Origin of the sequence: Thalassolituus maritimus, from assembly GCF_900156675.1 — a bacterium.
GTDB classification, from domain to species: Bacteria; Pseudomonadota; Gammaproteobacteria; order Pseudomonadales; family Oceanobacteraceae; genus Thalassolituus; species Thalassolituus maritimus.
In genome coordinates this window covers 1-25,368 of the sequence record NZ_FTOH01000017.1, presented here as the reverse complement: position 1 = coordinate 25,368, position 25,368 = coordinate 1, and the positions used below count along the sequence as shown (strand labels likewise).

At 51.3% G+C, this 25,368-nt stretch carries 24 protein-coding genes, 4 tRNA genes and 1 pseudogene; 12 read left to right on the top strand and 17 right to left on the bottom strand.

Features of this window, described 5'->3' with window-relative positions:
- The first annotated feature begins 75 nt into the window (after window positions 1-75).
- A complete protein-coding gene (locus BW941_RS17220; RefSeq protein WP_084189125.1) occupies window positions 76-1,074 on the top strand; it encodes an ADP-ribosylglycohydrolase family protein in 999 nt (332 codons plus the stop codon).
- A gap of 37 nt (window positions 1,075-1,111) precedes the next feature.
- On the opposite strand, the gene BW941_RS17215 is transcribed toward BW941_RS17220, so the two are convergent.
- The gene (locus tag BW941_RS17215) at window positions 1,112-1,759 is read right to left on the bottom strand and encodes a DUF1826 domain-containing protein (RefSeq protein ID WP_217693619.1); all 648 of its coding nucleotides are present in this window, start codon (window positions 1,757-1,759) and stop codon (window positions 1,112-1,114) included.
- Between the two features lie 98 nt (window positions 1,760-1,857).
- On the opposite strand from BW941_RS17215, the gene dksA reads away from it, so the two are divergent.
- Window positions 1,858-2,268 carry an RNA polymerase-binding protein DksA gene (gene dksA / locus BW941_RS17210; RefSeq protein WP_076518177.1) on the top strand — a complete coding sequence of 137 codons (411 nt, stop codon included), beginning with the start codon at window positions 1,858-1,860 and terminating at the stop codon, window positions 2,266-2,268.
- Window positions 2,269-2,409: 141 nt separating this feature from the next.
- On the opposite strand, the gene hisI is transcribed toward dksA, so the two are convergent.
- From hisI to modA, 10 genes and pseudogenes are all read right to left on the bottom strand, one after another.
- A complete protein-coding gene (gene hisI / locus BW941_RS17205) occupies window positions 2,410-2,919 on the bottom strand; it encodes a phosphoribosyl-AMP cyclohydrolase (protein ID WP_076518174.1) in 510 nt (169 codons plus the stop codon).
- Window positions 2,919-4,265, bottom strand: coding sequence for a dihydroorotase (locus BW941_RS17200; RefSeq protein WP_076518171.1), 1,347 nt, complete (start codon window positions 4,263-4,265; stop codon window positions 2,919-2,921). The genes hisI and BW941_RS17200 overlap by 1 nt, the downstream gene beginning before the upstream one ends.
- A pseudogene (gene thrS / locus BW941_RS17195) lies at window positions 4,262-6,324 on the bottom strand (threonine--tRNA ligase). Before thrS ends, BW941_RS17200 begins: the two are co-directional and overlap by 4 nt.
- A 3-nt stretch (window positions 6,325-6,327) precedes the next feature.
- The gene (locus BW941_RS17190; RefSeq protein ID WP_076518169.1) at window positions 6,328-6,888 is read right to left on the bottom strand and encodes a gamma carbonic anhydrase family protein; all 561 of its coding nucleotides are present in this window, start codon (window positions 6,886-6,888) and stop codon (window positions 6,328-6,330) included.
- A gap of 30 nt (window positions 6,889-6,918) precedes the next feature.
- Complete coding sequence (folE2, locus tag BW941_RS17185) at window positions 6,919-7,842, bottom strand: GTP cyclohydrolase FolE2 (protein WP_076518167.1); 924 nt, start codon at window positions 7,840-7,842, stop codon at window positions 6,919-6,921.
- Window positions 7,843-7,979: 137 nt separating this feature from the next.
- The gene (locus BW941_RS17180; RefSeq protein ID WP_076518166.1) at window positions 7,980-9,092 is read right to left on the bottom strand and encodes a DUF748 domain-containing protein; all 1,113 of its coding nucleotides are present in this window, start codon (window positions 9,090-9,092) and stop codon (window positions 7,980-7,982) included.
- Window positions 9,093-9,657: 565 nt separating this feature from the next.
- Window positions 9,658-9,734 (bottom strand) — tRNA-Arg (locus tag BW941_RS17165).
- 88 nt (window positions 9,735-9,822) lie between these two features.
- Window positions 9,823-10,899, bottom strand: a complete 1,077-nt coding sequence (gene modC / locus BW941_RS17160) for a molybdenum ABC transporter ATP-binding protein (protein WP_076518163.1) — start codon at window positions 10,897-10,899, stop codon at window positions 9,823-9,825.
- Window positions 10,890-11,609 carry a molybdate ABC transporter permease subunit gene (gene modB / locus BW941_RS17155; protein WP_076518161.1) on the bottom strand — a complete coding sequence of 240 codons (720 nt, stop codon included), beginning with the start codon at window positions 11,607-11,609 and terminating at the stop codon, window positions 10,890-10,892. Before modB ends, modC begins: the two co-directional genes overlap by 10 nt.
- On the bottom strand, window positions 11,602-12,354 hold the full coding sequence (gene modA / locus BW941_RS17150; protein ID WP_084189123.1) for a molybdate ABC transporter substrate-binding protein: 753 nt from the start codon (window positions 12,352-12,354) through the stop codon (window positions 11,602-11,604). The genes modB and modA overlap by 8 nt, the downstream gene beginning before the upstream one ends.
- A gap of 75 nt (window positions 12,355-12,429) precedes the next feature.
- Here modA and BW941_RS17145 point away from each other — a divergent pair, with 75 nt between their 5' ends.
- Both BW941_RS17145 and BW941_RS17140 read left to right on the top strand, forming a co-directional pair.
- Window positions 12,430-12,870: a YtoQ family protein gene (locus tag BW941_RS17145; RefSeq protein ID WP_076518159.1), complete on the top strand. Its 441-nt coding sequence runs from the start codon at window positions 12,430-12,432 to the stop codon at window positions 12,868-12,870.
- 226 nt (window positions 12,871-13,096) lie between these two features.
- Window positions 13,097-13,672 carry a methylated-DNA--[protein]-cysteine S-methyltransferase gene (locus BW941_RS17140; protein WP_076518157.1) on the top strand — a complete coding sequence of 192 codons (576 nt, stop codon included), beginning with the start codon at window positions 13,097-13,099 and terminating at the stop codon, window positions 13,670-13,672.
- 227 nt (window positions 13,673-13,899) lie between these two features.
- Here the strand turns inward: BW941_RS17140 and BW941_RS17135 are convergent, their stop codons facing one another.
- The 5 genes from BW941_RS17135 to BW941_RS17115 form a co-directional block, all read right to left on the bottom strand.
- Entirely contained in the window at window positions 13,900-14,667 is a 768-nt protein-coding gene (locus BW941_RS17135; RefSeq protein ID WP_076518155.1) for a class I SAM-dependent methyltransferase, read from the bottom strand.
- A gap of 2 nt (window positions 14,668-14,669) precedes the next feature.
- Complete coding sequence (locus BW941_RS17130; protein WP_084189121.1) at window positions 14,670-15,977, bottom strand: phenylacetate--CoA ligase family protein; 1,308 nt, start codon at window positions 15,975-15,977, stop codon at window positions 14,670-14,672.
- Between the two features lie 3 nt (window positions 15,978-15,980).
- Window positions 15,981-16,526: a hypothetical protein gene (locus BW941_RS17125; RefSeq protein WP_076518153.1), complete on the bottom strand. Its 546-nt coding sequence runs from the start codon at window positions 16,524-16,526 to the stop codon at window positions 15,981-15,983.
- A 59-nt stretch (window positions 16,527-16,585) separates the two neighbouring features.
- Entirely contained in the window at window positions 16,586-19,009 is a 2,424-nt protein-coding gene (locus tag BW941_RS17120) for a beta strand repeat-containing protein (protein ID WP_076518151.1), read from the bottom strand.
- A gap of 228 nt (window positions 19,010-19,237) precedes the next feature.
- Window positions 19,238-20,227 (bottom strand): adenosine kinase, encoded by a 990-nt coding sequence (locus tag BW941_RS17115; protein ID WP_076518149.1) that lies wholly within the window; start codon window positions 20,225-20,227, stop codon window positions 19,238-19,240.
- A gap of 102 nt (window positions 20,228-20,329) precedes the next feature.
- Between BW941_RS17115 and BW941_RS17110 the strand changes: the two genes are divergently transcribed.
- Window positions 20,330-21,460: a potassium channel family protein gene (locus BW941_RS17110; RefSeq protein ID WP_076518147.1), complete on the top strand. Its 1,131-nt coding sequence runs from the start codon at window positions 20,330-20,332 to the stop codon at window positions 21,458-21,460.
- Between the two features lie 3 nt (window positions 21,461-21,463).
- Here the strand turns inward: BW941_RS17110 and BW941_RS17105 are convergent, their stop codons facing one another.
- Window positions 21,464-22,360, bottom strand: a complete 897-nt coding sequence (locus BW941_RS17105; RefSeq protein WP_076518145.1) for a hypothetical protein — start codon at window positions 22,358-22,360, stop codon at window positions 21,464-21,466.
- A gap of 141 nt (window positions 22,361-22,501) precedes the next feature.
- Between BW941_RS17105 and birA the strand changes: the two genes are divergently transcribed.
- From birA to BW941_RS17070, 7 genes are all read left to right on the top strand, one after another.
- Window positions 22,502-23,458: a bifunctional biotin--[acetyl-CoA-carboxylase] ligase/biotin operon repressor BirA gene (gene birA, locus BW941_RS17100; RefSeq protein ID WP_068444558.1), complete on the top strand. Its 957-nt coding sequence runs from the start codon at window positions 22,502-22,504 to the stop codon at window positions 23,456-23,458.
- Window positions 23,439-24,140: a type III pantothenate kinase gene (locus BW941_RS17095; protein ID WP_076518143.1), complete on the top strand. Its 702-nt coding sequence runs from the start codon at window positions 23,439-23,441 to the stop codon at window positions 24,138-24,140. Before birA ends, BW941_RS17095 begins: the two co-directional genes overlap by 20 nt.
- Window positions 24,128-24,808: a hypothetical protein gene (locus BW941_RS17090; RefSeq protein ID WP_076518141.1), complete on the top strand. Its 681-nt coding sequence runs from the start codon at window positions 24,128-24,130 to the stop codon at window positions 24,806-24,808. The genes BW941_RS17095 and BW941_RS17090 overlap by 13 nt, the downstream gene beginning before the upstream one ends.
- Window positions 24,809-24,883: 75 nt before the next feature.
- Window positions 24,884-24,967 (top strand) — tRNA-Tyr (locus tag BW941_RS17085).
- A 64-nt stretch (window positions 24,968-25,031) separates the two neighbouring features.
- Window positions 25,032-25,105, top strand: a tRNA-Gly gene (locus BW941_RS17080).
- Between the two features lie 7 nt (window positions 25,106-25,112).
- Window positions 25,113-25,188: transfer RNA gene (locus BW941_RS17075), tRNA-Thr, on the top strand.
- Window positions 25,189-25,273: 85 nt separating this feature from the next.
- Window positions 25,274-25,368 (top strand): GTP-binding protein (locus BW941_RS17070; RefSeq protein ID WP_245820132.1); only part of this gene is annotated, 95 nt, incomplete at its 3' end.

Here is a 25,368-nt window from a genome sequence, read left to right as displayed (position 1 = left end):
TTCTCCGGTAACTAGTTGCCGCTAGCTACGGGCTTCACCTTATATATAAAACTGTCGAGGGAATAGCGGTTAACAATGAAATTGAACCATACAAGTTATCTATTGACCAGAACGCGGCGGTCTTCTGTAGCCCTGAACGATCTGCAAAGCTCCAGCCTACAAGATAAATGCCGTGGCGCTATGATAGGTGCAGCTGTTGGTGATGCCTTGGGGACAACCATTGAATTTACGACTCCGGGCTCGTTTGAGCCTGTGACGGATATTACTGGGGGAGGGCCATTTCAGCTTCAGGCGGGTGAGTGGACTGATGATTCAAGTATGATGCTGTGCCTTGCGCATAGCATATTGCGCACTCAGAAATTTACCTTAACCGATCAGATTGAGCTTTATCTGAAGTGGCGGAACGAGGGAGCCTTCAGCGTCACCGCGACTTGCTTTGATATTGGTAATACAGTCTCTCAGGCCTTGAACAGCTATGTCGTCGATGGTAATCCTGAAGCCGGGCCGACAGACAGATTCAGCGCGGGGAATGGTTCACTGATGCGGCTTGCTCCAGTGCCCATTTTTTATAACAGGGACTTTGCAGCTGCAGTAGAGCATTCAGGACTCAGCTCGAAAACGACCCATGGTGCAGAAGAGGCGGTTGACGCGTGTCGCTACTTTGGAGGTCTTATCTGGGGAGCTTTGAATGGAGCTTCAAAAGAAGAACTGTTGAGTGGGTTATATGATCCGCTGGGAGGCTATTGGCAAGCGAATCCTTTGTGCGACAGCATCAGAGATCTGGCTGCATCTCAGCAATATAAAACGAAGAGTGCCTCTGAAGTTCGTGGGTCTGGCTATGTAATGCATTCTTTAGAGGCAGTCCTATGGGCCTTTTCGACGACAGATAATTTCGCTGAAGGATTATTGAAAGCGGTTAACCTGGGAGAAGATGCGGATACCACTGGCTGTATTTATGGCCAACTAGGAGGGGCATATTATGGAGAGCCGAAAATCCCATACCACTGGATTAATAAAATCAGCCATAAAGAGACGTTTTATCTGTTTGCTGATGAATTGGTAGCTCCAGGATGACTGCCGGGTAAAGACTGTGGTGATACTACCGATCCTTTCATCTGGTACGGTGAATATAATCACCCGCTACAACCAATCCAGCGCCAGCACCAGACGCGGGATATTCTCCGGGTCTGGTGATCTGTGCACCAGACCGAACCCTTCGTTTCCTTCCCAAAGTTCGCCCTTCAGAATTGCTACCGCCTCGGTCGGGCAGGCGCGTCCCTTCTGCGCCTCGGATAACCTGATCTTCTGTCAGCCACTCCGTCCCTTTGCCTGAATAGGTCAAAAGCAAACGTGCCGGAACCCGATCAACGTGAAAACGTGGGCACATGGTGCCGGTCAGGACATGCAACCGGACTCCCACCGCGCTGGGTTCAAACAGGCAGCGAAACATGTCGATGACCGTATTAACGTCGCGCAACCAGTCGGCAGCGCCAGGGAGGTTACTAGCCCAGTCTGGCAGTATGCTGTCTGCCGTTTCACCGGTCTCAATACTGACGAAACGTTGCAGTGAACCAGCCTGCTTAACAAACGTCTCAACAAAGGCTGCATATTTGGCGTCGGTTTTCCGCTGCCAGACGGCAAGGTTGACGTCCTCCCGGAAGAATTCGGTCAGGCAATGCACATCTGTGCTGATGATGCTCTGGCGAGCCGGTTCTGTAACAAAACAGGAAACTTCGGACTGCTTTGCAGCTGCGGACATGGCGATGACTCCATATAACATAGGTGTATGCTGGTATATCAGGCATTCGGTTTATAACTATTTGTGTTATGTTATAACAATTGAATATGAGGTGAAATATGTCAATCATGACGAAAGAAGAGTTACTCGTAGCCCCTGAAGAGGACTACATGAACGAGCAGCAGCAGGCGTTCTTCCGCCAGTTGCTACTGGATCTGCGTGAAGAGACTGTCGAGAGTATGGAGAAGGCGAAGAAACAGCTGTCTTCGCCGCCCGAAATGAACGATGAGGGCGATCATGCTGCGTACGAAGAAGAATCGCGCTTATCGCTGCGCATTCTGGATCGTGAGAGACGGTTGCTACCCAAAATTGAAGACGCACTGAAGCGTATCGCGACGGGGGAATATGGCTACTGCATCGAGTCGGGCGACCCCATCGGTATACCTAGGCTACTTGCGCGCCCGACGGCGGAGCAGTGTGCTGAGGTGAAGGCCCTGAACGAGCGAAAAGAGCAAAACTTTCGTCATTGATTGTCTGCGTTTTGCTATAGAGCCTTTTGTGAGTCCCCCTGAGTACTCTCGCGTTTTAATTATAAGCGTTGCCAATAAACATTCCTGGTAAACGCCAGTAATAAAAGCGCGAGAGTACATGACTGCACAGACGTAGAATTATCAGAGCTGCGTCGGGTTCGGTACGTCACCATAGACAGCAAGTGGGTTGAACGTTTTTTCGTGCTCTGTAAATTCCAGACATATTTGCTCATCCATTTGCCCAGGGGCGTTTTCGTTACGGTTCCCTACCGGTACTTTCCGATAAAAGCATGAGCGGTAGCCGACGTGACAGCTGGCGCCATTGCCCGCCACTTTTACTCTGATCCAGACGGCATCCTGATCGTCATCAATACGCATTTCGACAATATTTTGCACGAGGCCACTAGTCGCCCCTTTATGCCAGAGCACCTGACGACTGCGACTGAAATAATGTGCTTCGCCTGTGGCGATTGTTTTTTCTAAAGCCTCAGAATTCATATAGCCGAGCATAAGTACCTCGCCCGAAGTAGCATCCGTGGTGATACAACTGATCAAGCCGTCTTTATCAAATTTCGGAGCAAGCTCGTTGCTTTCTTCGACTTGTTCGATACTCACTCTTTTCTGGAACAGGGTGTTGTTATTCGCGGTCATTATAAATTCTCTGCGGTAAAGGTTTCGGTAAACGCAATTGGGCGAGTTTGTGGGCGAGCCTGTAAGGCTTCATCTCTGACGGCAAACTGCCCGCGAATCAGGGTGTGGATTGGCCAGCCCAGAATTGTTTTACCGTGATACGGAGTCCACCCGCTCACACTGGCAATCCAGTCGTTGCTGATAGTGCGTCGTGCGCTCATATCGACAATGCTGAAGTCGGCATCGTAACCGACCGAAATACGCCCTTTGCCAGCAATACCAAAGATTCGCGCGGGCCCGGCGCTGGTTAAATCAACCAGTCGTTCAAGGCTTAATCGCCCTGCATTGACGTGATCAAGCATGGTGGGCAGTAAGGTCTGGACGCCTGTCATACCGCTCGGGCTTGAAGGGTAAGGCTGTTGTTTTTCATCTATGGTATGCGGTGCGTGATCGCTACCAATAACATCGACTGTTCCATTATTAATGGCGTTCCAGAGAGCATTCTGATGATCTTTGCTTCTTACTGGCGGGTTCATTTGTGCGAACGAGCCCAGCTCGTCGTAACAATCAGGAGCATGCATACTCAGATGATGCGGAGTGACTTCAACGCTGACTAAGCGTTTATGGTGAGCAAGAAATCCCATTTCCTGCTTTGTCGATACATGCAATACGTGCAGGCGGCGATTTTCTTGTTCAGCAATGCTAACGACTTTTTGAGTCGCAATAAGCGCACTTTCTTCGTCACGCCAGAGTGGGTGGTCGCCAACACGTTTGCTTTCTTCGACTATGACTTTTCGTTCGCGAAGACGCGCCTCGTCTTCTGCGTGCACGGCAACACGGCGGTGGCCATTCCGCAATAATTGCCTCAGTACATCATCGTCGTCGGTGAGAAGATCACCAAAGGAACTTCCCATAAAAATCTTTACGCCCGAGCAGCCAGGAAGACGCTCAAGCGCCGCAGTCTGCTGCCGGTTGGCACTTGAGCCTCCCAGATAGAAGGCGTAGTCGCACCAACTGCTGGTGGCGGCAATCGACAGTTTCGCTCTGAGATCCTCTTCACTGAGAGTGAGCGGGTTGGTATTGGGCATCTCAAAAAAGCCGGTGACGCCGCCGAGAACCGCGCCTCGTGAGCCCGCTTCGATGGTTTCTTTATGCTGCATGCCGGGCTCACGGAAATGCACCTGACTGTCGATGACGCCCGGTAATATATGGAGTCCGGTGAGGTTAACCGTGCTGTCTGCCTGCCAGTTCGTCAGGTCACCTATCGCGACGATACGCCCATCACGAATGGCGATATTCGTTTTTTCACGTCCGTTAGGCGTAACGACAGTTCCGTCAGTAAGTAGAATATCTGCCATCATGTTCATGATGGCGCTCCGGACTGCTCAGCTTCCTGTTGAGGTATCTGATGACCTGCTTTCAGCATCTTCTTAAGCTGGTAGCGGTGTTTGTCGGCGCCGACAAAATCCGGTGGAGTGGTCATTTCCTGCAGGAATTCTATCGCTGCATCAATGGGGTAGTTGCCTAGTTGTTTGCCTTCGCGTGTGCGTATTGTGATGGTGCCATCAGCAACTTCCTGTCGGCCCGCAACTAACAAGTAAGGAATACGTTCCAGAGTTTTCTGACGAACCTTGTAGCCAATTTTTTCGTTGCGGGTGTCACTTTCTGCGCGAATATCACTGAGATTTAACAGCTCGGTAAGCTGGGAAACGTACTCCTTCTGGTCATCGGTGATTGACATTACTACGGCCTGAACCGGGGATAACCAGGGCGGTAATTTGCCGCTGTGGTGCTCCAGTAAAATGCCGGTGAATCGCTCCAGCGACCCGAACAGAGCCCTATGCAGCATAACCGGACGGGCGCGCTCACCGTCTTCGCCGATGTAACTGATATCAAAGCGCTCGGGCAGGCTCATATCGACTTGCAGGGTGCCGCATTGCCAGTCGCGACCGATGGCATCGTGCAGTACAAATTCCAGTTTGGGGCCGTAAAAGGCTCCCTCTCCAGGATTAATGACATAGTCGAGGTTTTCATTTGCCAGTGAATCAATCAGTGATTGTTCAAGAAGATCCCAAGTGGCGTCATCGCCTATCCGGTTTTGTGGGCGCGTAGAAAGTTTGATGCGGATATCGTCGAAGCCAAATTCATTATAAATATCCAGCGTCAGACGAATAACCCGGCGACACTCTTCCTGTAGCTGCTGAGGTGTGCAGTAAATATGGGCGTCATCCTGAGTGAAATGCCTAACCCGCAGCAGGCCATGCAATGCACCTGACGGTTCGTATCTATGGACTTTACCGAATTCGCCCATACGCACCGGGAGGTCGCGATAGCTTTTTAATCCATGCTGGAAAAGCAGCACACTGCCGGGGCAGTTCATGGGTTTTAACGCCATGCTACGGCCATCTTCGGTATCGGTAGTGAACATATGATCACGATAATTCTGCCAGTGGCTGGATGTTTCCCACAGGCCCCGGTCCATCATGTCGGGTGAATTTACCTCAAGGTATCCGGCCTGAGACTGGCGACGTCGCATATAAGCAATTAACTGCTGAAACAGAGTCCAGCCTTTGGCATGCCAGAACACGGAGCCGGGGGCTTCTTCCTGAAAGTGAAACAGGTTCAGCTCTTTGCCTATTTTCGGTGGTCACGCTTCTCGGCTTCTTCGAGCATAGTGAGGTGTGCTTTCAGCTGCTTCTTGTCGGCCCAGGCTGTGCCGTAAATACGTTGTAATTGTTCATTGTTTGCGTCACCACGCCAGTAGGCACCGGACACCCCGGTTAACTTAAAATGCTTCAGAAAACGCGTATTCGGTACATGCGGTCCCCGGCACATGTCCACGTATTCCTCGTGAAAGTAGAGGCCTAAGTGACTCACCTCAGGCATGTCTTCTATTAAGCGCAGCTTGTAGTCTTCATTGCGTTCACGAAATAGTTCGACGACCTCATTTCTGGGCATAAAGCGTTTAATCACCTGATATTCGGTATTGATTAACTCGTGCATCCTCTGTTCGATCGCTGCAAGGTCTTCGGGTGTGAAAGTCCGTTCATAGGCAATGTCGTAGTAAAATCCATGCCGGATCACAGGGCCGATAACCATTTGAGCAGTCGGAAATAACTGCTTGAGAGCATGCCCCAGAAGATGTGCACAGGAGTGGCGAATAATATCGATGCCATCTTCATCGTTAAACCGAGTGAGAGTCACGGTTGACGCTTCTGTAATTTCATCGCTTAGATCATGTAATTTCCCATTCACCTGGCCTGCAACAACTTGTCTGGCGAAGCCACTGCTGATGCTAATTGCAATGTCGTTCAGGGTGACTGGCTTTGCGAATGAGTGGACGCTGCCATCGGGTAAGGAAATGTCGATGGTATTTCCTGTGTTATTTGTGTTTTTTCTTTTATGCGAATCTTGAGAAAGGAGCATGATTCAGAACTCGTTCTGGATGTTTTTATAGCCGGCGACTAATTCATTGTTGGTGCGTGCAACATCTTCTGAAAAGCTGCTTGCGTCTGCGCTGACGCGCGGCATGGCTGCAAGGTCTGTACTTGCATCAATTCTCGCTGTTGAGGGAACGTAAAAGCCCTCGGGTAGCTCGCAGCCATCTACCACAGCGTTGTAACGGATGACGCAGCCAGAGTTGATGTGGCAGTTGAATAAAACGCTGTTAAAACCGATGAAAACGCGGTCTTTAATAACACAAGGGCCATGCACAATGGCGCGATGTGCGATGGAGGTATGTTCACCAATGGTGACTTCTGCACCGGATTTTGAGTGGATGACGACTCCATCCTGAATGTTGGAGTGCGCGCCAATAATAATAGGATCAATACTCCCGTCGGGTTTGCGTTCGTCCGCACGGATAACGGCGTAAGGGCCGATAAATACGTTCTCTTCAACGACAACCCGACCGCAGATAATGGCCGTCGGGTCGACGAATGCGGTTGGATGTATCTCGGGAATATCGCCCTGTGGGTTTTTTCGGATCATAGTCCTGTACCGGGTTAAAAATGAAAATAATCAGGCAGAAAAACTGGCGACCGCGTCATGGGGGTGCAGGCTTTCGAAATGGCTGACATCTACTTTCAACCCTGAGTAATGAGGCGACAGGGCACTACTGAGCCGCCGGGCAGCATCTTCAACAAACATAAGGTTGCTGCCGTTAAGGCGCGCAAATGCTTGTTCATCAATACGTTTTACCGCGGTTTGTAGGGGCGTCTGAAGCGCATTCTCAATTTTCCCGATCAAGGAGGTCAGACCAAACCCTGTACTGAGGTTATCGATGATGACTTCGATATCGGCACGGCTGCGCTGACTGTGCGGCGTTGCATAAGTCGCGTTATCTTTCAGCCAGTGTGCTACCGTTTCGGCATTCAGGTTTGCTGAGTCATGCTGAAAATCTTCGAGAAATTGTTCAGCAATCATTTGCCGTGAGAGTGCTGCCGAACATGGGCAGGTCGATGAGTAACCAACACTCACTCTTAATTGGATGGTCGTTTTATTGTTCTGCATACGCGCTCTGATCTCGACTGGATAATGACTCCAGCCATAAGCGTCCAGTGTTTTGAGTGCGCTTTTTTTCAGCAGCAGGATAAAAGAAAAACTGACTTCGGCAGCCGTGCTGGAGCAGGTCTCGTGACTACTGATCATGTCTGTTAGTAGCCTTTGAAGTGCGTTCGGTGTGAGTAGTTCACTATCACCAAACGGCAGTAGCCGCTGGTACAGGCGGGACATATGTATCCCTTTGATGTCTGGGGCTGGCAGGTTCACCGTGGCTGATACCCGGGCATTTACGGTCGGATGTTCTATTAGCTCGCTGAGGGTAATAGGCAGGTCGATGGCGTTCATTCCGACGTGAGTCAGGCCTCCACCTGCGTGGGCTTTGTCCGTGACGGAGACGTCGGGAAGTGAGCGCGTACTCTGTGTTGCTTGAGATGGATACATAACTTGTCTCGGTTACGGTGTATATGCATGGCATATTGAAATTCAATCGCATGTTATAACATAACATTGTAGCTGTAAAAGATGAGCCCGAAGATTTCGTGCAGTCGTCACTCGCAGGGGCAAGTACTACTTGATCGCTACTCAGCGGAGATATCCTCGACTTCGGGCTGCTCATTAGTGGCCTCCTCAAAGATTCCATCGAACCGATCGTTGTAAGCTTCCACAAATGCGTTTCTAATAATATTCACAATCGTGTCCCAGGTACTGATTTCGGGGTCGTCGAGAGTGCCATTTAAATCTATCTGTGTGGCGATTTGTTCGGTATCTCCATCTGTGAATATCGCAGCGGTAAGGCCAGTCGCACCTTCCCAGGTGACCTGGAAAGGGCCGTCTCCTTGTTCCTCAACATCCTGTTTCCAATTAAGAACATCGACATCATTCAGGATAGGGCGGATATACCCTCGTAGCTCTCCGTTGTCGGCCTGCACTTCCGTGACGAGTTCTCCCGTGCCGGATTTAAAATCAAACGAGGCGTATACCTGAGCAAGCGGATTAAGCATCGGCAGAGAAAACTTGTTTATTTTTCCTGCCATAACAAAGTCTTTCTTTTTAAACGGGTCAAACTGAGCTTTGACGGAAATATCAGCATGATTGAGCATCAGCCCGGTTGCCGATAAGCGGGCAACCCGGGTGCCGTTTACGCCGGATACATTGGTCAGGTTGCTGGCGGATGCCTGAACCTCAGTGACCTGAATATTCACCGGTGGTGTTGATTCGAAATTACGAAATGCGATGACGCCATTATCTATGTCGACCCGGTTGATCGTCACCGGCACCAGAGATGTGAGTGTCTGGCGCCAGTCGGTGCCCTGACCAGCCTGATCGCCCTCATCAGAGGCGCTGTCGACAAAATTCAGTTCGGGTGATTGAAAGCGAACGTCGGCAAGGACATAGCCTTTAATTAAGGCTTTCCAGCTCACAGAAATATCAATGCGCTGCGTTCTGAAAAAGGGAACGGGTTGTTTATCTTCTGAGATTTTCTGAATATTCAGGTCATCCAGCATATAGGCACCGCGGTACAACGCGAGGTCAACGTCTTCGACGTGTCCGGTGTAGTCGCCCATATCGGCCATACGATCGTTGAGGATGTGCTTTACGATCAAGGGTAAAAACAAGTGAATGATGATCAGGCAGGCAAGCAAAATCAGCAGACCATACCCTAACCACCGGCGATAATGTCGCTTTGCCATGATGACCCCTGAGAGTAGAAACGATAATTATCGGATCACCTTTTGGGGAGGATGGTTCCTTTGGGGGGATTACGGCCCGGAGGGTGACCGTCGTCGCAGGCTCCTGGTTTTGAAAAGAGGGTTCTCTCCAGTCGCAAGCTCCTTCCGATTGTCTCTCGGGCGTCCTGCCCTCGCCCCTTCGGGCGCAGCCGCGGACCAAATTGCTCCCGGCAATTTGTCGAACCTATCAGAGGTTGTTCGTATCGTCCTGATACTCACCCTGCGGGCTACGCGCAAATCTGTTCCATACAGATTTGTCTCGTCCTTCTCAGACTTGCGGTTAAATAAAAAAGGCTCCTGAATCAGCACGTGCTGCATGCGGATTCAGGAGCCGTTTTTATTTAATGGCCCGCCCGAGAGGATTACTGGCGGCCTTCGGCCCGTCGTCGCAGGCTCCGACGTTCTTTTCGTTCGCAAGCTCACTACAAGTCGAACCTATCAGAGGTTCTCATCCGACTCGGGCATCGGCGTCTATGAATACGGTGTGGTGAAGTTGAAGTGCGTCGCTTCGAACAGAAGGGAATAATGGCCCGCCCGAGAGGATTCGAACCTCTGACCTCTGCCTCCGGAGGGCAGCGCTCTATCCAGCTGAGCTACGGGCGGTTTACGGTGAGCTTCTCGCCGTAAGTGGCTGCATTGTATATGGTTTTCTTCTGGGCCTCTACTCCCTACAAAGGAGAGAGGATGCTACTCAGATCAGAGCCGCCGTTTTGATGTGTGCGTAGATGTGCATCTGGGGCTCAAGTCCGAGGTGACTGGCTGACTGCCGCGTTATCCGGGTGATGAGTTCTATTTTCTCAGCACGCAGCTTGACGATCATCAATGCCGGATTAGGGTCGTGACGGATGTCTTCAATCTGGCAGGGCAGGCTGTTGCTGATGCTGTTTTCTTTTAACGGCTCGTGGCTGAGGCTGATGTCACTGGCGCGTATCCACAGGCGCACGGCATCACCGGGGTTCAGGTTGTTTGCAGGAACAGTGATAAGCGCTGAGCTGCCAGTTCTGATCTGAGCGAGGTGCCATTGCGCATCAACGCTGTCGACGATTCCTGTGACCACCGTACCGGCTTCGCGGCTGATATCTCCAGGAAATTTCGGGTCGCTGATGACGTCGTACAGTTCCCCCTGGCTGACGACCGTGCCTTTATCGAGCGCAACTATGTAATCGCCCAGGCGTGCCGCTTCATAGGCAGAGTGGGTCACATAGATGATGGGCAGCTCGAATTCGTTTTTGAGGCGTTCCAGATAAGGAAGGATTTCGTGTTTTCGAGCGTCATCCAGTGACGCCAGAGGTTCATCCATCAAAAGGATGTCGGGTTGGCGTAAAAGCGCTCGGGCGATGGCGGCACGCTGGCGTTCGCCACCCGATAAGCGATCGGGCCTGCGGGACATCAGGTCGGCAATATCAAACAGTTCAATCAGGTCATCGCGCTTTGAGGCATTACCCGGGCGTAGGGTATAGCGTTCGGCGAAGTCGAGGTTTTCGGCTACTGTCATATGTGGGAAGAGGCTGGCTTCCTGAAAAACATAAGAGAGTGGACGTTCTGCTGTTTTTCGGTGACGCCCGTTACCTTGCCAGTAATTACCGTTAAACCAGATTTCACCATCGCAAGGCTGAAGCCCAGCGATGGCTCTTAATAGGGTGGTTTTGCCGGAGCCCGATGGCCCGAAGATCACGCTCACACCTTTGGCGGGTAGAGTGATGTCTGTATTCAGCTCAAATGGGTCAAGGCGCACCCGGAGTCGGGCGATGAGTTCGCTTACAGCCATGCTTTGGCCTCTGCATTACCAGGCCGCCGCGCATAGACCCATAGCAGTACCGCAAATGAAAACAGCAACAGAATCGCAGACAGAGTATGCGCTTGCGGGTAAGCGAGTGCTTCCACATGGTCGTAAATCTGTACTGAGGCAACGCGGGTTTCACCAGCGATGTTGCCCCCGATCATGAGTACCACTCCGAACTCGCCAACCGTATGCGCAAAGCCGAGTACGCCAGCGGTAATAAAACCGGGACGTGCCAGAGGCAGGGTGATATAGCGGAAGGTGTCCCAGCGTCCGGCGCCGAGCGTTGCTGCGGCTTCGGCATGACGTGGCCCGATGGCATTGAAAGCGTTAACGAGCGGCTGAACGACGAAGGGCAGGGAGTAAATCATGGAAGCGATCACCAGGCCGCTGAAACTGAATGCGAGAGATCCGAGCCCAATCGCATGGCTGAATTGTCCAACCAAGGAATTGGGGCTGAAGGCGATCAAAAGATAGAAGCCCAGCACAGTCGGCGGCAGTACTAGTGGCAGAGCAATAACAGCCTGAACGATGCCTTTAACCTTTGAGCGGTCTCTGGTCTGGGATGTGTTGTCGTGACTCAACCAAAGTGCCAGTGGTGTGCTGATCATCAGAAGCAGCACGGTGACCACGCTGGCGAGTTTTAGTGTCAGCCAGAGTGCTTCTATATCAGCCGGTGCCAGCAAGGAATCAGTCATACAGAGGATCATACCCGTGTTCGGCTATCCGTGCCTGCACCGCGGTACTGAGAAGGTAGGTTATGAATGCCTGTGCTGCCGGTTTGTTTAGTCCTTGAGCCGTGAGTATGCCTGCTTGTTCCAGAGGCTGGTGATGCTCATCCGGGATAAGCCAGTACTGTTCCGACGGGATCTTTGCTGCTACGACCTGTGACCGCGCGACAAAGCCCGCTACGGCGTTGCCACTTTCGATAAAGCGATAGGCCTGCCCTATGTTCTCTCCCGTGACGACTTTAGCGGAGGTAAGCCCGAAGGCGTCCATTGTCTGTTTCGCTGCGAGACCGTAGGGAGCCAGCCGTGGGTTAGCGATGGCTATGGTCAGGTTATTCGCTGTTATCCCGGAGAGTGGGTACTCACACTCTCCAGGGCACCAGAAAACCAGTCTGCCAATGGCGTAGGTGAACCGCGTTGATTCTGACGTCGGGAACTGCTGAGCCAGTCGCTGTGGCTTATCGGTATCGGCTGAAAGAAAGACGTCAAACGGAGCACCATTGAGTATCTGAGCGTAAAGCTTGCCAGAAGAGGCGCTGCTGATTTCAACGCTGTGTCCGGTTTCTTTCTCAAACTCAGGTAGCAGCGTTTGGAGAGTGTGCGCGAAGTTCGATGCCACAGCGATACGTAAGGTGTCTGCATGGCCCAGAACAGGCAGGAGCAGGCAAAGAAACGTCAGTGCAAAGCGGATCACAGAAGCCGGGCCTCGAATCATAGAGTCAGTCAGGCATAATAGCGGCTTCTGTATCCAATGTTACAGCCCGTTTTATAACCGATAGCGAGAGAGATTATGCACTGGAATATTTACCTGTCCGGCGAGATTCATACTGATTGGCGCGAGCAGATCATTAAGGGCTGTGAGGCTCTGGAACTGCCTGTGAGTTTTTCGTCGGCCAATACGGATCACGATTCCAGCGATGCTGCCGGTGATGTACTTGGCCCTCAGTGCGAAGGCTTCTGGCGTGACCATAAGTCAGCAAAAATTAATGCTATCCGCATTAAGACCTTGATCGAAAACTGCGATATGGCGGTCATCCGTTTCGGTGATAAGTACAAACAGTGGAATGCTGCGTTTGATGCTGGCTTCTGCGCGGCACTGGGTAAGCCCTATGTGACGCTGCACAGCGAAGACATTATTCACCCCCTGAAAGAAGTCGATGGTTCAGCGATGGGCTGGGCCACGACGCCCGAGCAGGTGGTTGAAGTGATTCGTTATACCATCCAAGGTTGATCATTAAGCAGGGTTGATCAGTAAGCACTGCTTACTTTTTCCTCCTGACACTGCCGTTCCGCATTGTGAACACATGTCCGGTTTTGCTACTTGCTGGCTAATTTTCTGGCCTGAAGGCGCACTCCGAAGCGCCTTCAAACCGGACATTCCTGCGCTTTCTTCTGATTCTTCGTACAGCTTCTTCAGCACCTGATAAGGTTAAAGAAACGTTAACGTAAAATGATTTATGCCCGGTAAGTATATTCCTTCTTTAGATGTTGCCTTTGGGCTCTCCTCGTACGGCGTGATTGCAGCAGCCGTGTGTGATGGAGAGCTCTTCGCCGTGCTTCCCGGAGACTGTCGTACAGAACTCCTGGATGAGCTGCTGCATTTGTTCCCTAACATCACTCTGACATCTGAAAAACGCGCTGCGCATGTACTCAGTGATGTACTTCAGTCGGTGGAGTCTCCACGCAGAACTCTGAAAACACCACTGCATATGCTGGGAACGGAATTTCAGTGTCGGGTGTGGCGATATCTGCAAACGATCCCTGTCGGCGAGACCCGGACATATGCCGAGGTGGCTGAGGGTATCGGTCAGCCGGGTGCGGTACGGGCTGTGGCGAACGCCTGCGGCACTAACAAACTGGGGATATTGATTCCGTGCCATCGGGTTGTTCGCTCAGATGGTTCTATAGGGGGGTATCGCTGGGGAACAGAACTGAAGGAACGCTTGCTAGCGCGTGAGCAGGAACTTACTTCTGGTGATTCTTTGCACGATGTGGATAAGTCAAGCCCAAGATTTCAGAATATTTTGTGTTGACGCGTTGTAATTCTGTCGTTCTCTCCGAAAATAACGATAAGATCATGAAATATATAGGTTTTTCGTAAAAATCTGTTTAAGAATTGATCTCTTTTAGCCTGTGGGTATTCCACAGTATCTGTGGATAACTTTGTGGGAAGTTTGCGGGAAAGGTGCTCTGACCCGCATGGTCACAGGGGCGCTTTCAATCTGGCTGGATTATGAGCAGTGTCGACTCAGTGCTTCGATCAGGGCTTTCTGGCGGAGATGTAGAACAGAGACCAGCGCAAGCCAATTGCGCCATTTGCGTTCGTTTCAAAACCAAGATGTTCGCGTATGCCTTCTCTCACTTCATTGACGTTCGCCAGGTCAATGCCGAACAAGCGTTTGCAGTAGGTAGCGGCCTCGTGTTCTGAGCTAAATACCCAGTGGTACTCTTCATTGATGGCGGTGACGTCGGTGAAACCTATCTCCTGCAGGGTGCTCAGCGTGCCCTCGTTCAGGTACCAGCCATGATGCCCCATGCTGTTGTGATTCCCCATCCAGCCATCCAGAAACGCTGCCGTCGCGGACTCTGAGTGCGCATCCGCAATTCTGGCCCAGCCTCCGGGTTTCAGTACCCTGAATAGCTCTTTGAACAGCGGGGTTTTATCTTCTATGTGATGCAATCCTGCGAGGCTGCAGGCGAGGTCGGTAGAGTTATCCTGCTCGGGCAGGTTTTCAAGCTCACAAAGGGTAAGTGGGTGCTTGCTGCCGGCATGTGCTTCTTCTTCAAACAGACGAGCAAACAGCTCGCTGGTTTCGAGGTGGTGAAGGCTGACATCGTCTGGCAGGTATCGAGCGAGATATCCGCCTCCGGAGGGGACATCAATAACGTGCATGCCCGGTTTCACAGACATATCTTTAAACAAGGTGGTGAACTCCGCATCTCTCGCGTCAGGCCAGCGCCCCATAGCCTCGTGATACGCGTCAGCGCGAGCATTAAAAATGGAGGCGTAATCTTCCGGCGAAAACATAACTACAGTACCGATTTGAACTCTTCGTATTTACCACCGGCTGAGCGCGGGAGTTCGTCTACTTTCTCAACCGTGATATTAAATGGGTGCTGCATAGCATCCTGAATTATCTTAATGGCTTGCTGTTCAGCGTTTGATGAAATTTCTGCTTCAGTCATCACCCGGAAAGTAATGTCATTGACCGCAGTTTGTTCGAGTTGAAAGCGCGCTAGTGGAAAAATTTCCATCAATGCCATCGGGTTGTACGAAGGCCAAGTTTTGCGGCCGTCGGGATAGGTCAGCAGGTTTCGGGTTCGACCAGCGATATGCTTAATAACAGGCAAAGTAATACCGCAGTCGCAGCCTTCTCCTGGAACGGCGTAGTCACCGATTTCATAGCGGATAAGCGGCATGATGTAGTTCTGTAGGCTGGTCACGACCACACGCCCCATTACACCGGGTGGACATGGCTGATTATTGTCATCCAGAATCTCGACCATGCAGTTCTCTTGCTGGATGTGATAGCGATTGTGCTTCGGGCACTGAAGCGCTATGTAACCGATCTCCTGAGAGCTATACATATCATGTATACGGCAACCGAATGCTTTTTCTACGATTTTTCGGGTGTCATCTGACAGATTTTCGCCAAGGGTGGAGATACTTCTCAGACGATTGAGTTTCTTTTCGCGCAGTTGGATCTGGGCGAGCTCAAGTAATGCGCTAGGGTAGGTCAGCAGGTAGTCCGGCTGCTGCTCTGTTAACCAGCGATACTGTGTTGCTGTCGACTCTGAACTGTTCAGCATGACTGACGGGCCCTGATAACCCAGTGCTGCTGCTGAAGGCCCCCATGTTTTCGAGGCGACGCCCGGATACATGGACTGGCCGGTGGGTAAGAACTTGATGATCGCTATTTTCTTCGAGAAATCGCGCCTCGCCCATAAATGATCCCTGACCGTCATCGCACGCCAATACACCTGAGCATATTCGGAACTGAATGTATGCACGGGCTGTCCCGTTGAGCCAGAGCTACGGAATTCGATGATTTTTCCATGATTCTTGGGTGGCGCTGTGCTGCGAAGCCGGCTCTCATTTGCCTGAAGTGCCGATCGGGTGAGGATAGGGAAATCGCCCCAGTGTATCTGGTTACCCATCGCTTTAATCACAGGATGCTCACGGTAGTACGGGACCGTACTCAGAGCATGTTTCAGCAGCGACTGGAGTGACTGTTCACGAAGTTGATTGGCCGCTGCCACATTAATCGACTGTGTTTGTTGCAATCGGTATTGCATGGCCAGTGCGAGGGTCGTGTTGCCCTCCGGAATAGGAATCATGGCTCAGTCCTCGGGAGCTTTTTCTACTTCTCGTATAATTTTGGGGCCGTATCGAAAACGCAGTTGATGGTAACGTTCAGGATCGTTTTTCCGGACTTTTTTTAATGCGTCGATAGTGGCTGTACGATTTTTTTTACCGATAAAGAAAGGCGATAGCGGGAGGGGCTGGGGGGGCGTTTCTTTGAGGGTTGGATGACTTCGCGTGGAGAGAGGTATTAAACCCTGGTCAGGCTTGAGCGTCATCATATCGCTTCGGTCTGAAGAACCTTTCGGAAGGATATCAAGTTGTACTAATTGCTTATCTTGATATGTAGTAATAACGTTAAAGTGCCCTGAAAGTAAGCGAACTGCCTGATCCAGAGGGAGTTCTCCCGGGTTATCCAGCCGAATGTAATTGACCGACGGGGAGTAATTAATTTCTATGTTGTGCTTTTGTACCAATTTCCCGAGAAAGCTCTCTACGAGGAAATTCTCATCATCGGTTCTGGCATGCAAAGAAATAGAAAGAACTATGAAGCCCAGTAATACGTTCCGAACTTGATTCAACATGGTTTTCTCCAATAAAAAAGGGAGGCTATGCCTCCCTTAATTGACCTTTCTCGCTTGCCTTAACGACGCGGCGCTACAAGTGAAAGGCAGTTGCCAAAGAGGCATTCATATTCAACAAGGTCGATATTGTATCCTCTTACATAACCATCAAAGCCGGCTGTTTCACCTGTGCCTGCAGTTAGGTCAAGGGAGGTTGGTACGGTATAGCGACTTACGTCGCTGCCCAAGTCTGAATTGAGGGTTAGTATACCACCATCGCCTCCGACGGAGCTTTCAATAGTCGGATCCGCATTGCCACCCGAAGCGATAATGTTGCCACTAATATTTATCGTCCCTTCTGTGGCAGTTGCCTGAAAAATAGAGCCGTCGCCGCCTTGGTTTGATCCGTTCCCACCGCTCAGATCCATGTCAGCGGTCAGATTGATATTGCCTGACTCAGATTCGGCTACGAAAGCAGCGCCGTTACCACCGGCCAGATCGCTTGATGACGTCGCCGCAGCAAGTACAACTCCAGGTTCTTCTTCCTCTGATAGCGCAGCGCTTGCAGTGACTTCTGCTCCTGTGGCAGAGATCGAGCCAGATACTAGTATATCTCCTGACGCATAAACTCTTAGCGCTGGTGCGCTATCGTGATCTATGTTGTTAACTGTTCCTGCGACGGTGCCCTGATTCATAGCGATGTTTGAATTAATATCAACACTACCACCCTGAGCGCCAAAGAGCATGGTAGGAGCGCCTTTCAGCTCTGCGGAAGACGCTCCGTTAAACTGGCTGCTTCCTCCGTTAAAGTTTATATCTGTCGAGAAAATGATATCAGGCCCTACGGGGCTGGTTTCTTCACTTTCTTCGTTTTGCTCAAGAGGGCCCGTTGTTAAGTAGCTGTTTCCCCCTTTCCCACCAATGCCGCTGGCAGCGTCGCCACCTTCAGCATTAATAGCCGTGATACCAGAAATATGGAGGTCGTTGGTCGATGCCTCGGCGGCAAGTTGAGCGAAGCCTACAAGACCGCCGTTGCCCCCGAATCCACCTGCAGCGCCACCCAGTCCACCATTAAGTGATAGGTTGCCAGTAACTTCGAATACAACGGGTGGGGCTGGAAGCTCTTCTTCGCTGACGGTTTCAGCTTCTTCTGCTTCGAAAATAACAGAATCTCCGAATAAATCTTCAATAGGCCCTGATAGGAATCCGGCGTAACCTGCACTGCCACCATTTCCGTCTTCGGCGCCATCACCACCGTCTGCAACAATAGAGCCGGTATTAATCAGGATGGGTGAAACACTGTCTGAGTACTGATCGACAATGGCTTGAGCGATGGAATCCAACTCTTCATCTTCGATATCAATACTGTCGATGTTGGTGGGGTTGAGGAAGATTCCAGCATACCCACCCCAGCCGCCATTGATGGAGCTCTGCTCACTGCCATTGTCGCCAGATACATCGATGGTTCCAGAATTCATCACAGCATATTGAGCTATCAATGCTACTGTCCCCGTCCGCCCTATGTCATCGAGAAATAGGTTTGTATTAACTTTGAACGCAGAACCCGCAGCGTTAGAGGCATCAATAGTTCCGTTATTTGCCACAGCAAAGCCGCTGATCATGATCGCACCGCCCTCGGCACCATCGCCATTGATGTTCGTTGCTATGCCTTCTGATCTAAGAATGCCGTTGTTGACGACCCCCGCAGCGACGAGGTTAATCCCGTTGTAGCCGTTGAACGACTCCAGCCCAGTAGGTGAGGCATCAATGGTGCCGGCGTTTACTACCAAGCTGGCGATGATAGATATGGCAGTACCCCGTTGATCAATATCTCCGGTTCCCTGGTAGATACGGGCAGCAAGTTGCAAAGGAAAAGTGCGGGATGTACTCGGGTTCGTTGTCGTAATGGTACCGTTGTTGATGAAATCCTGTTCGACTTCGATCGTTTTAGGGGCCCCTTCCGTATCCGTAGAAAAGGTGAGTGTAGCTCCTTCATTCACCTGAATGCCGGTGATCCTGGTGCTATCTTTGCCAAGGTCAGGGACTGTTGATTCACCCTCTGTAACTACAGAGCCATCAAATATATAGAGCCCTGATTCATATAAGTAAATTGCTCCTTTATCGGGCTCGGTGGTCTCGCTCAGGTCGATAGTTGTGTCACTGGATATAACAAGAGGGTTTGAGCCGAGGTCTGAGGGCACTTCGGGAACCGTTACTACCGGGGCCTGTGAAGGGTCGATGGTTGCTTCAGCTGATACCCGAATCGCGCCTGCCGCCCCCATTTTGAAAATACCAATACCTCCGGCATCTCCACCTTCCACACCATCGCCACCGTTCATGTTCATAGTATATGTGGGTAAGGCTGGTGCTGGATCAGTGACGCCGGGGTCCTTTGGAAGGTCCTGTGGTTCTGAATTGCTGCTATTACCGCCTCCAGAGCAGGCTGTCATAGTAATCGCGGCGGCTAACAGGCTCGCAGTGAAGGGAAGCTTTTGATAGTTCATTATGATTACTCCGTGAAATGAACGAGTGAAATGCGGCGCCACGATGGTTCCGGGTCCTTGGGGCAAATTTATTGCATACGTTTACACAAGTAAACAAACCTGTCCCAATACGACACGTTGCTTTGCACATAAATGACAAATGTCAGGAAAAAACACACGTCAGGCGTTATGAGGGGGATTGCTCACGCCCATGAATACGGGCGCGGCGAAATACACTGTTACAAAATATTAAAGAACGCTTTTCAGCGGTTCGTGTTGCTGAGCTTCCAGGCGTGGCCCGAATTGACTGACAACCTGCGCTGAGGCCGCGCTGGCGAGTCGGCCTGCCGCTGCGAAATCGTGACCATGGGTGATGGCGTACAGGAAGGCACCTGCAAACATGTCACCGGCCCCGTTGCTGTCGACTGCCGTCACTGAGTTAGGAGCAATCTCGTGCAGGGTGTTGCCATCCCATGCCAGAGCACCTTTCGGCCCCAGTGTGATAGCAAAGGTATTGGCTACTTTTTTGATGGCTTCGATCGCTGTCTCCAGGTCGTCGGTGTCAGCGAACAGTTTTGCTTCCTGCTCATTACAGAACAGCAGATCGACTCCGTCGCCAACCATTTCCTGAACACCCTCTTTGAAGAACTGAACCATCGCAGGGTCAGAGAAGGTCAAGGCGACTTTGACGCCGTGCTTGCGGGCCAGTTCGCGCACCTGAATGGCGGCGGCCCGACTTGGTTCGGAGGTCACCAGGTAACCTTCAATGTAGGCGTATTCAGACTTGGCCAGGGCCCCTTCATCGATATGGTCTGAATGTAGTTCACTGGTAATACCCAGATAGGTATTCATGGTGCGCTCTGCATCAGGCGTTACCATCACCAGGCATTTGCCAGTGACGCCTTCGTCACGGTCGTCGCCGAGGTTGGTATCGACCCCGGCTGCTTTCATATCGGCAATGTAAAAGTCGCCGGCTTCGTCGTTGGCGACGTTACAGGTGTAGAAGGTTTTCGCACCGAAGTAGCTCGCGCCGATAATGGTGTTGGCTGCGCTACCACCACAGGCACGCTTTTTGAGCCCATAGCGGGTGGTCAGAGTATCCAGCATGGACGCCAGCTGATCGGCTTCGATCAGGGTCATCATGCCCTTTTCTATGCCTGCATCTTTAAAGAAGGCGTCATCAACTTCGAATTCTTTATCAACCAGGGCGTTGCCGATGCCGTAAATGTGGTAGCTCATAGCGGTTCCATTGTTCGTATATTTGCAGTGAGTGTAACCGAAAGCGGGCCTGGTATCAGGTGAGGGATCGCAGAGAGTCGGCGGACGGGCTATGATGCAGCGATGAATAAACTCACTCGCTTCGTCCGGCATCAGAATCGGGTTCGTCATGCTATTTACATGACCGACCGGCATATCATGCGTGGTGTCCGGAAAATCGCTCTGATTCTCCTCGGTTTTATCGCGCTACACATGCTCGCTATGGTGGTGTTTGAAGGGCTGTCTACGTGGCAGGCTTTCTGGTTAACGCTGACGACGCTGACCACCGTGGGGTATGGCGATCTCTCGGCGCAGACGGTTCCCGGCCAGTTGTCGACCATCTTACTTATCTTTGGTGTAGGTATTACGCTGATGACGTTGCTTATCAGTGATTACGTGGACTATCGAATCGCGCGCCGGGAGCGCATCAGAAGCGGACATTGGAACTGGAATATGGCTGAGCACATTCTCATTATTAATACGCCGAAATATAACCGTGAGGAATATTTCGTTCGACTCGTCACTCAGGTCCGCGAAAGTCGCGATTATGCAGAAACGCCAATTATGTTGTTGAGCGAAGACTTCCGCGACGGTTTACCTGACAGTCTTCGTGAGCTTGGTGTGGTGCATGTCACGGGCCTTGCGAGTCGTCCGGAAGATCTGCAGCGGGCAAATGCAGAGCGCGCCAGGCATATCGTGGTGCTGGCCCGGGATGAGTACTCTTCGGACAGTGACAGTTACACCTTTGATGTTGCCCATCGGTTGTGGGAAATGTCACTGGCCAGTAAAGCGATTGTTGAGGTGGTGGACGATAACAACCGCGCACGTATCCACGACTTAGATATCCGTTCGCTTTTAAGACCAATTCGCTCGTACCCAGAGCTGGTGGTACGCTCGATGACGGCGCCAGGCTCGGAAGTCGTGATCGAAGATATGTTCACACACGCAAATGATCATACGGTGCGTTACCCGGTATGGCTGGAAGGTGAGCGCTGGGCGGACATCGTGAACTCGATTGTGCAGGCCAACGTCGGTACGCCACTGGCGTACATCACGCGTGATGGCGAAGTTATCACACACCCCGATGGCGATCATCATGTGCATGCGCAATCACTGCTGATTCTGGTTCACACGGAACACGTGCCAGAAACCAAAGAAGTTCATCGGGCTATTGAAAATCACTTTAACTTTCGACTGAAAGATATCGAGCGCTGACCTTTATTCGAACAAGTGGATGGCCTGTAAGTCTTCATTAGAATTTTGTCCAGGCATCAGCCAAAGTGCGGTATCACTAATGGGAGTTTCTGTTGGCAGGTCGGGGTTATGCAGATAGAAAATCGTCGACTCGCGGAACCGTGACAAAGGAAATGCGGGGCGGGTTGCCGGATGTGTTTTCATAAACTCAAGTAATTTTCCGGAAGTTGCGAAATCATAAAGACTTGATTCCAGTGACTTCGCCAGCGCTTCTCTCTCGTACGACATGAAGTAATACATCGGGAATGTATACGAAAGCAGCAGGCGCTCGTAAACGATAAGGTCACTGCGGTCGGGAGCCTCAAGTTCGCCGTATACTTCAATGATTGACCTTGGGAAATAATCACAGCGCCCCCCTTTGAGCATGCGATACATGCTTTCAAATTTAGCAACACGCTCGACGGTGTAATGATTGCGCTCAAGGATGTCCGAATCCGGCCATTGATCTCCCTGACACGCCACCAGTGTCTGCAATTGTTTTTCTTCGGTGATCTTATCAAAGAGATCGATGTCAGACCGGCGGATTACAGGCACTCTTACTCCAAGCAGTCCGAGAAACAGAGGAACCCTTACTGGTCGATATAGGTTTTCCCGTCGATAACTGGTGCCGCTCCAGGTCACTGTGAGATCCCCGCTGTTCAGTAATTGCATACTGCGTTCCTGCGTGACCGGGCGTTCAATAGTGGAAAGCTGATCGCTGGAGGCGAGCTGGGCGCTTAATAAGTCACGGTAATAACTATGAGAAGCATCCTCCAGGGCTCGAGGTGGTTGAATATAGAGGGTCTCTGCATAGGACCAATACGATTGGATGCTCGCGTAAATAACGATGAACAGTGATGAAATACGGTGCCTGCCGGCCATGGGAACCTCGGTTGTGCTCTCTTATAGTTCAGCCCAGTTGGATAAATATCACTTAGTGACGGGTGGGATGTCATCTGGATTTACACTCTGACAGCGAATAGCCCTCTGATATAGTGACGCGGTTAACAAAGGTACTCCTCTATGCTCAAGAAATTACTTCGCCATCTCTCTGATGGACACTTTCATTCAGGCGAGGCCCTCGGTGAGGCTATGGGGGTCAGCAGGGCGGCCGTCTGGAAGCAGTTGAAAAAGCTAGAAGAGCTGGAGGTGCCTTTCTCATCTGTTAAAGGCAAGGGGTATCGTTTGCACGATCCGATAGAGCTGCTGGATGAAGACGCGATACGCAGCGTAGTTAGCCAGCGATTGGATTGCCTCGAGTTGCTGCTCGAGGTGAACTCCACTAATACCTACCTGTTTGAGCGCGCATCTGATCATATGGGTAAGCGATACGCGGTTCTCGCTGAAAAGCAGAGTAATGGCCGTGGTCGCCGTGGAAGGCAATGGATCAGCCCGTTTGGTCGCAATATATATTTGTCGCTGCTGGTTTCGTTTTCCGGAGGAATGTCGGCGCTGGAAGGTTTGAGTCTGACGGTTGGAGTCGCCGTAGAAAAGGCGCTCTCGCGGCTGGGGATTGATGGTGTAGGTCTCAAATGGCCCAACGATGTGTATGCCGACGGTCGCAAGCTTGCCGGAATTCTTCTGGAGGTCACAGGCGAGTACAACAGCCACTGTCAGGTAGTGATTGGTATTGGCCTTAACTTATCCATGTCGGAAGCCGAAGCACGGGACATAGACCAGCCCTGGGTCGATCTGAAAAGCCTGAAACCCGACTTGTCGAGAAATCAGGTCGCGGGAGTATTACTGGACGAATTGCTGTCCAGTATTGATACGTTTCAACGAGAAGGATTTGCTCCCTTGCAGGAATACTGGTCCCAGAAAGATATTTACCATGATAAAGACGTTGTTATCAGTTCACCAACACAGCAGATCAGTGGCACCGTAAAAGGCGTAAACCGCAAAGGCGAATTGATGCTGAGAACTGAACGGGGTATGGAAATTATCAGCGCAGGAGAACTCAGTGTCCGTCCTGCTGATTGATATCGGGAATACCCGGATAAAGTGGCAAACCCGTCAGCGGGGGGAGATCCTCGCGGAAGGGCATGTTGATAAAAACAAGGCGCCACACTACGCCTGGCCAGACAGCATCGACGAAGTCGCTGTGTCCAGTGTTAGCACCAATGAAGAACTGCGTGAACTCTTCAATGCGCGCTATGGCAACCGCTTGCGCTGGATAGCTAACCCGGTAGAAGGGCACGCAGGGTTCCATCACTGTTACGCTGAACCGAAACGCCTTGGAGTTGACCGTTGGTTAGCCATGCTCGGAGCGAGAGCCGTATTCAATGACGATTTGCTGGTGGTCGATGCCGGGACGGCTCTGACGCTCGATCTACTCGACAAAACCAATCAGCATCTGGGCGGCTATATAGTGCCCGGAATCCAGATGGCTCAGCGTGCTTTATTTGGCGGTACTGATCGGGTCCGGCCATTCAGTGACGAACAGCACGATACGAATCTGGCCCCTGGTAAAAGTACAGTTGCCTGCGTTAAAGCTGGTGTCCTGCATCAGCAGGTTGCTCTGGTGAAGTCAGTCGCTGAGAATCATAAAGACTTCAGGCTGGTGGTTACGGGGGGAGATGGCGCTCAGCTGGCTGATTGGCTGGATAGTGGATATTATCCAAACCTTATATTTGATGGCATGGAATTGTTATGCGCTGGATAGTTTACAGCCTGATCGTAATTAATCTGGGAATCGCCGGGTATTTTATTGCGCGTCCTGCAGAAGATAGCATTGCCCGCCCTCAGGACGGCAATCACGGACAAGGTAAAACACTCGTCTTACTTTCTGAAAAACAATCCGGCAATCTGCCAGTGAGTCAGCAACCTGTTCGTCCTGACCCCGGCAAAAAGCTGTGCTATGCACTCGGTCCATATCTTGATGATATCAGTGCTCGTGTTGCTCAGGCACGCTCACTTGAGCTGGGTCTTACAGGCTTAATCAGTCAGCATAAAGTGCCGAACCTCAAAGACGCCGAGTTCTGGGTGCATGTTCGGCCGCTGCCGAGTCGCGGTGAGGCCATGACGCTACTGCGTAAGCTTCAGGCGCGGTCGGTCGATAGCTACATCATTACCCAGGGAGACCTGGCTGACGGGATCTCGCTCGGGTTGTTCCGGCAGAAAAGCTCGGCCGATGCTCTGCAAAAGAAAGTGACAGGCTTGGGTTTTGAGGACGTCGCGATCAGAGAAGTCGGAAGTACCACGACAGAGTTCTGGGTTGAGATCCGGGAAATTTCTAAACTGGATGAAACGATGCGCCGTCGTGTTAAAGCGGAAGACCAAGATGTTCAATGGCAAATGGTGAGCTGTCGTCATCAGCCCGCTGACGGATAATCCATAAGTTAATAATAAATAAGCAAAAAAGTTGTTGACAGACCCCGGCTACGTACTGATAATACGCGCCACTTTGGTGGGGTTCCCGAGCGGCCAAAGGGATCAGACTGTAAATCTGACGCGAAAGCTTCGCTGGTTCGAATCCAGCCCCCACCACCATTTTCAGACAGTGAATCACTGTCGAAACAGCCTGGAACGCTGAACTGCCTGGGCTGATTGCGACGCGGGTATAGTTCAATGGTAGAACCTCAGCCTTCCAAGCTGATGATGCGGGTTCGATTCCCGCTACCCGCTCCAATAATTCGCTGATATAGCTCAGTCGGTAGAGCGCATCCTTGGTAAGGATGAGGTCGGCAGTTCGAATCTGCCTATCAGCACCATAATCAAAAAGGTAGACCCTAGGTCTGCCTTTTTGTGTATACGACGAAAAAAACCTGTACCCACAGAAACGAGAGAGACAAGGTTATGGCTAAGGAAACGTTTGAACGTTCCAAACCCCACGTAAACGTGGGTACTATCGGTCACGTTGACCACGGTAAAACTACACTGACTGCTGCACT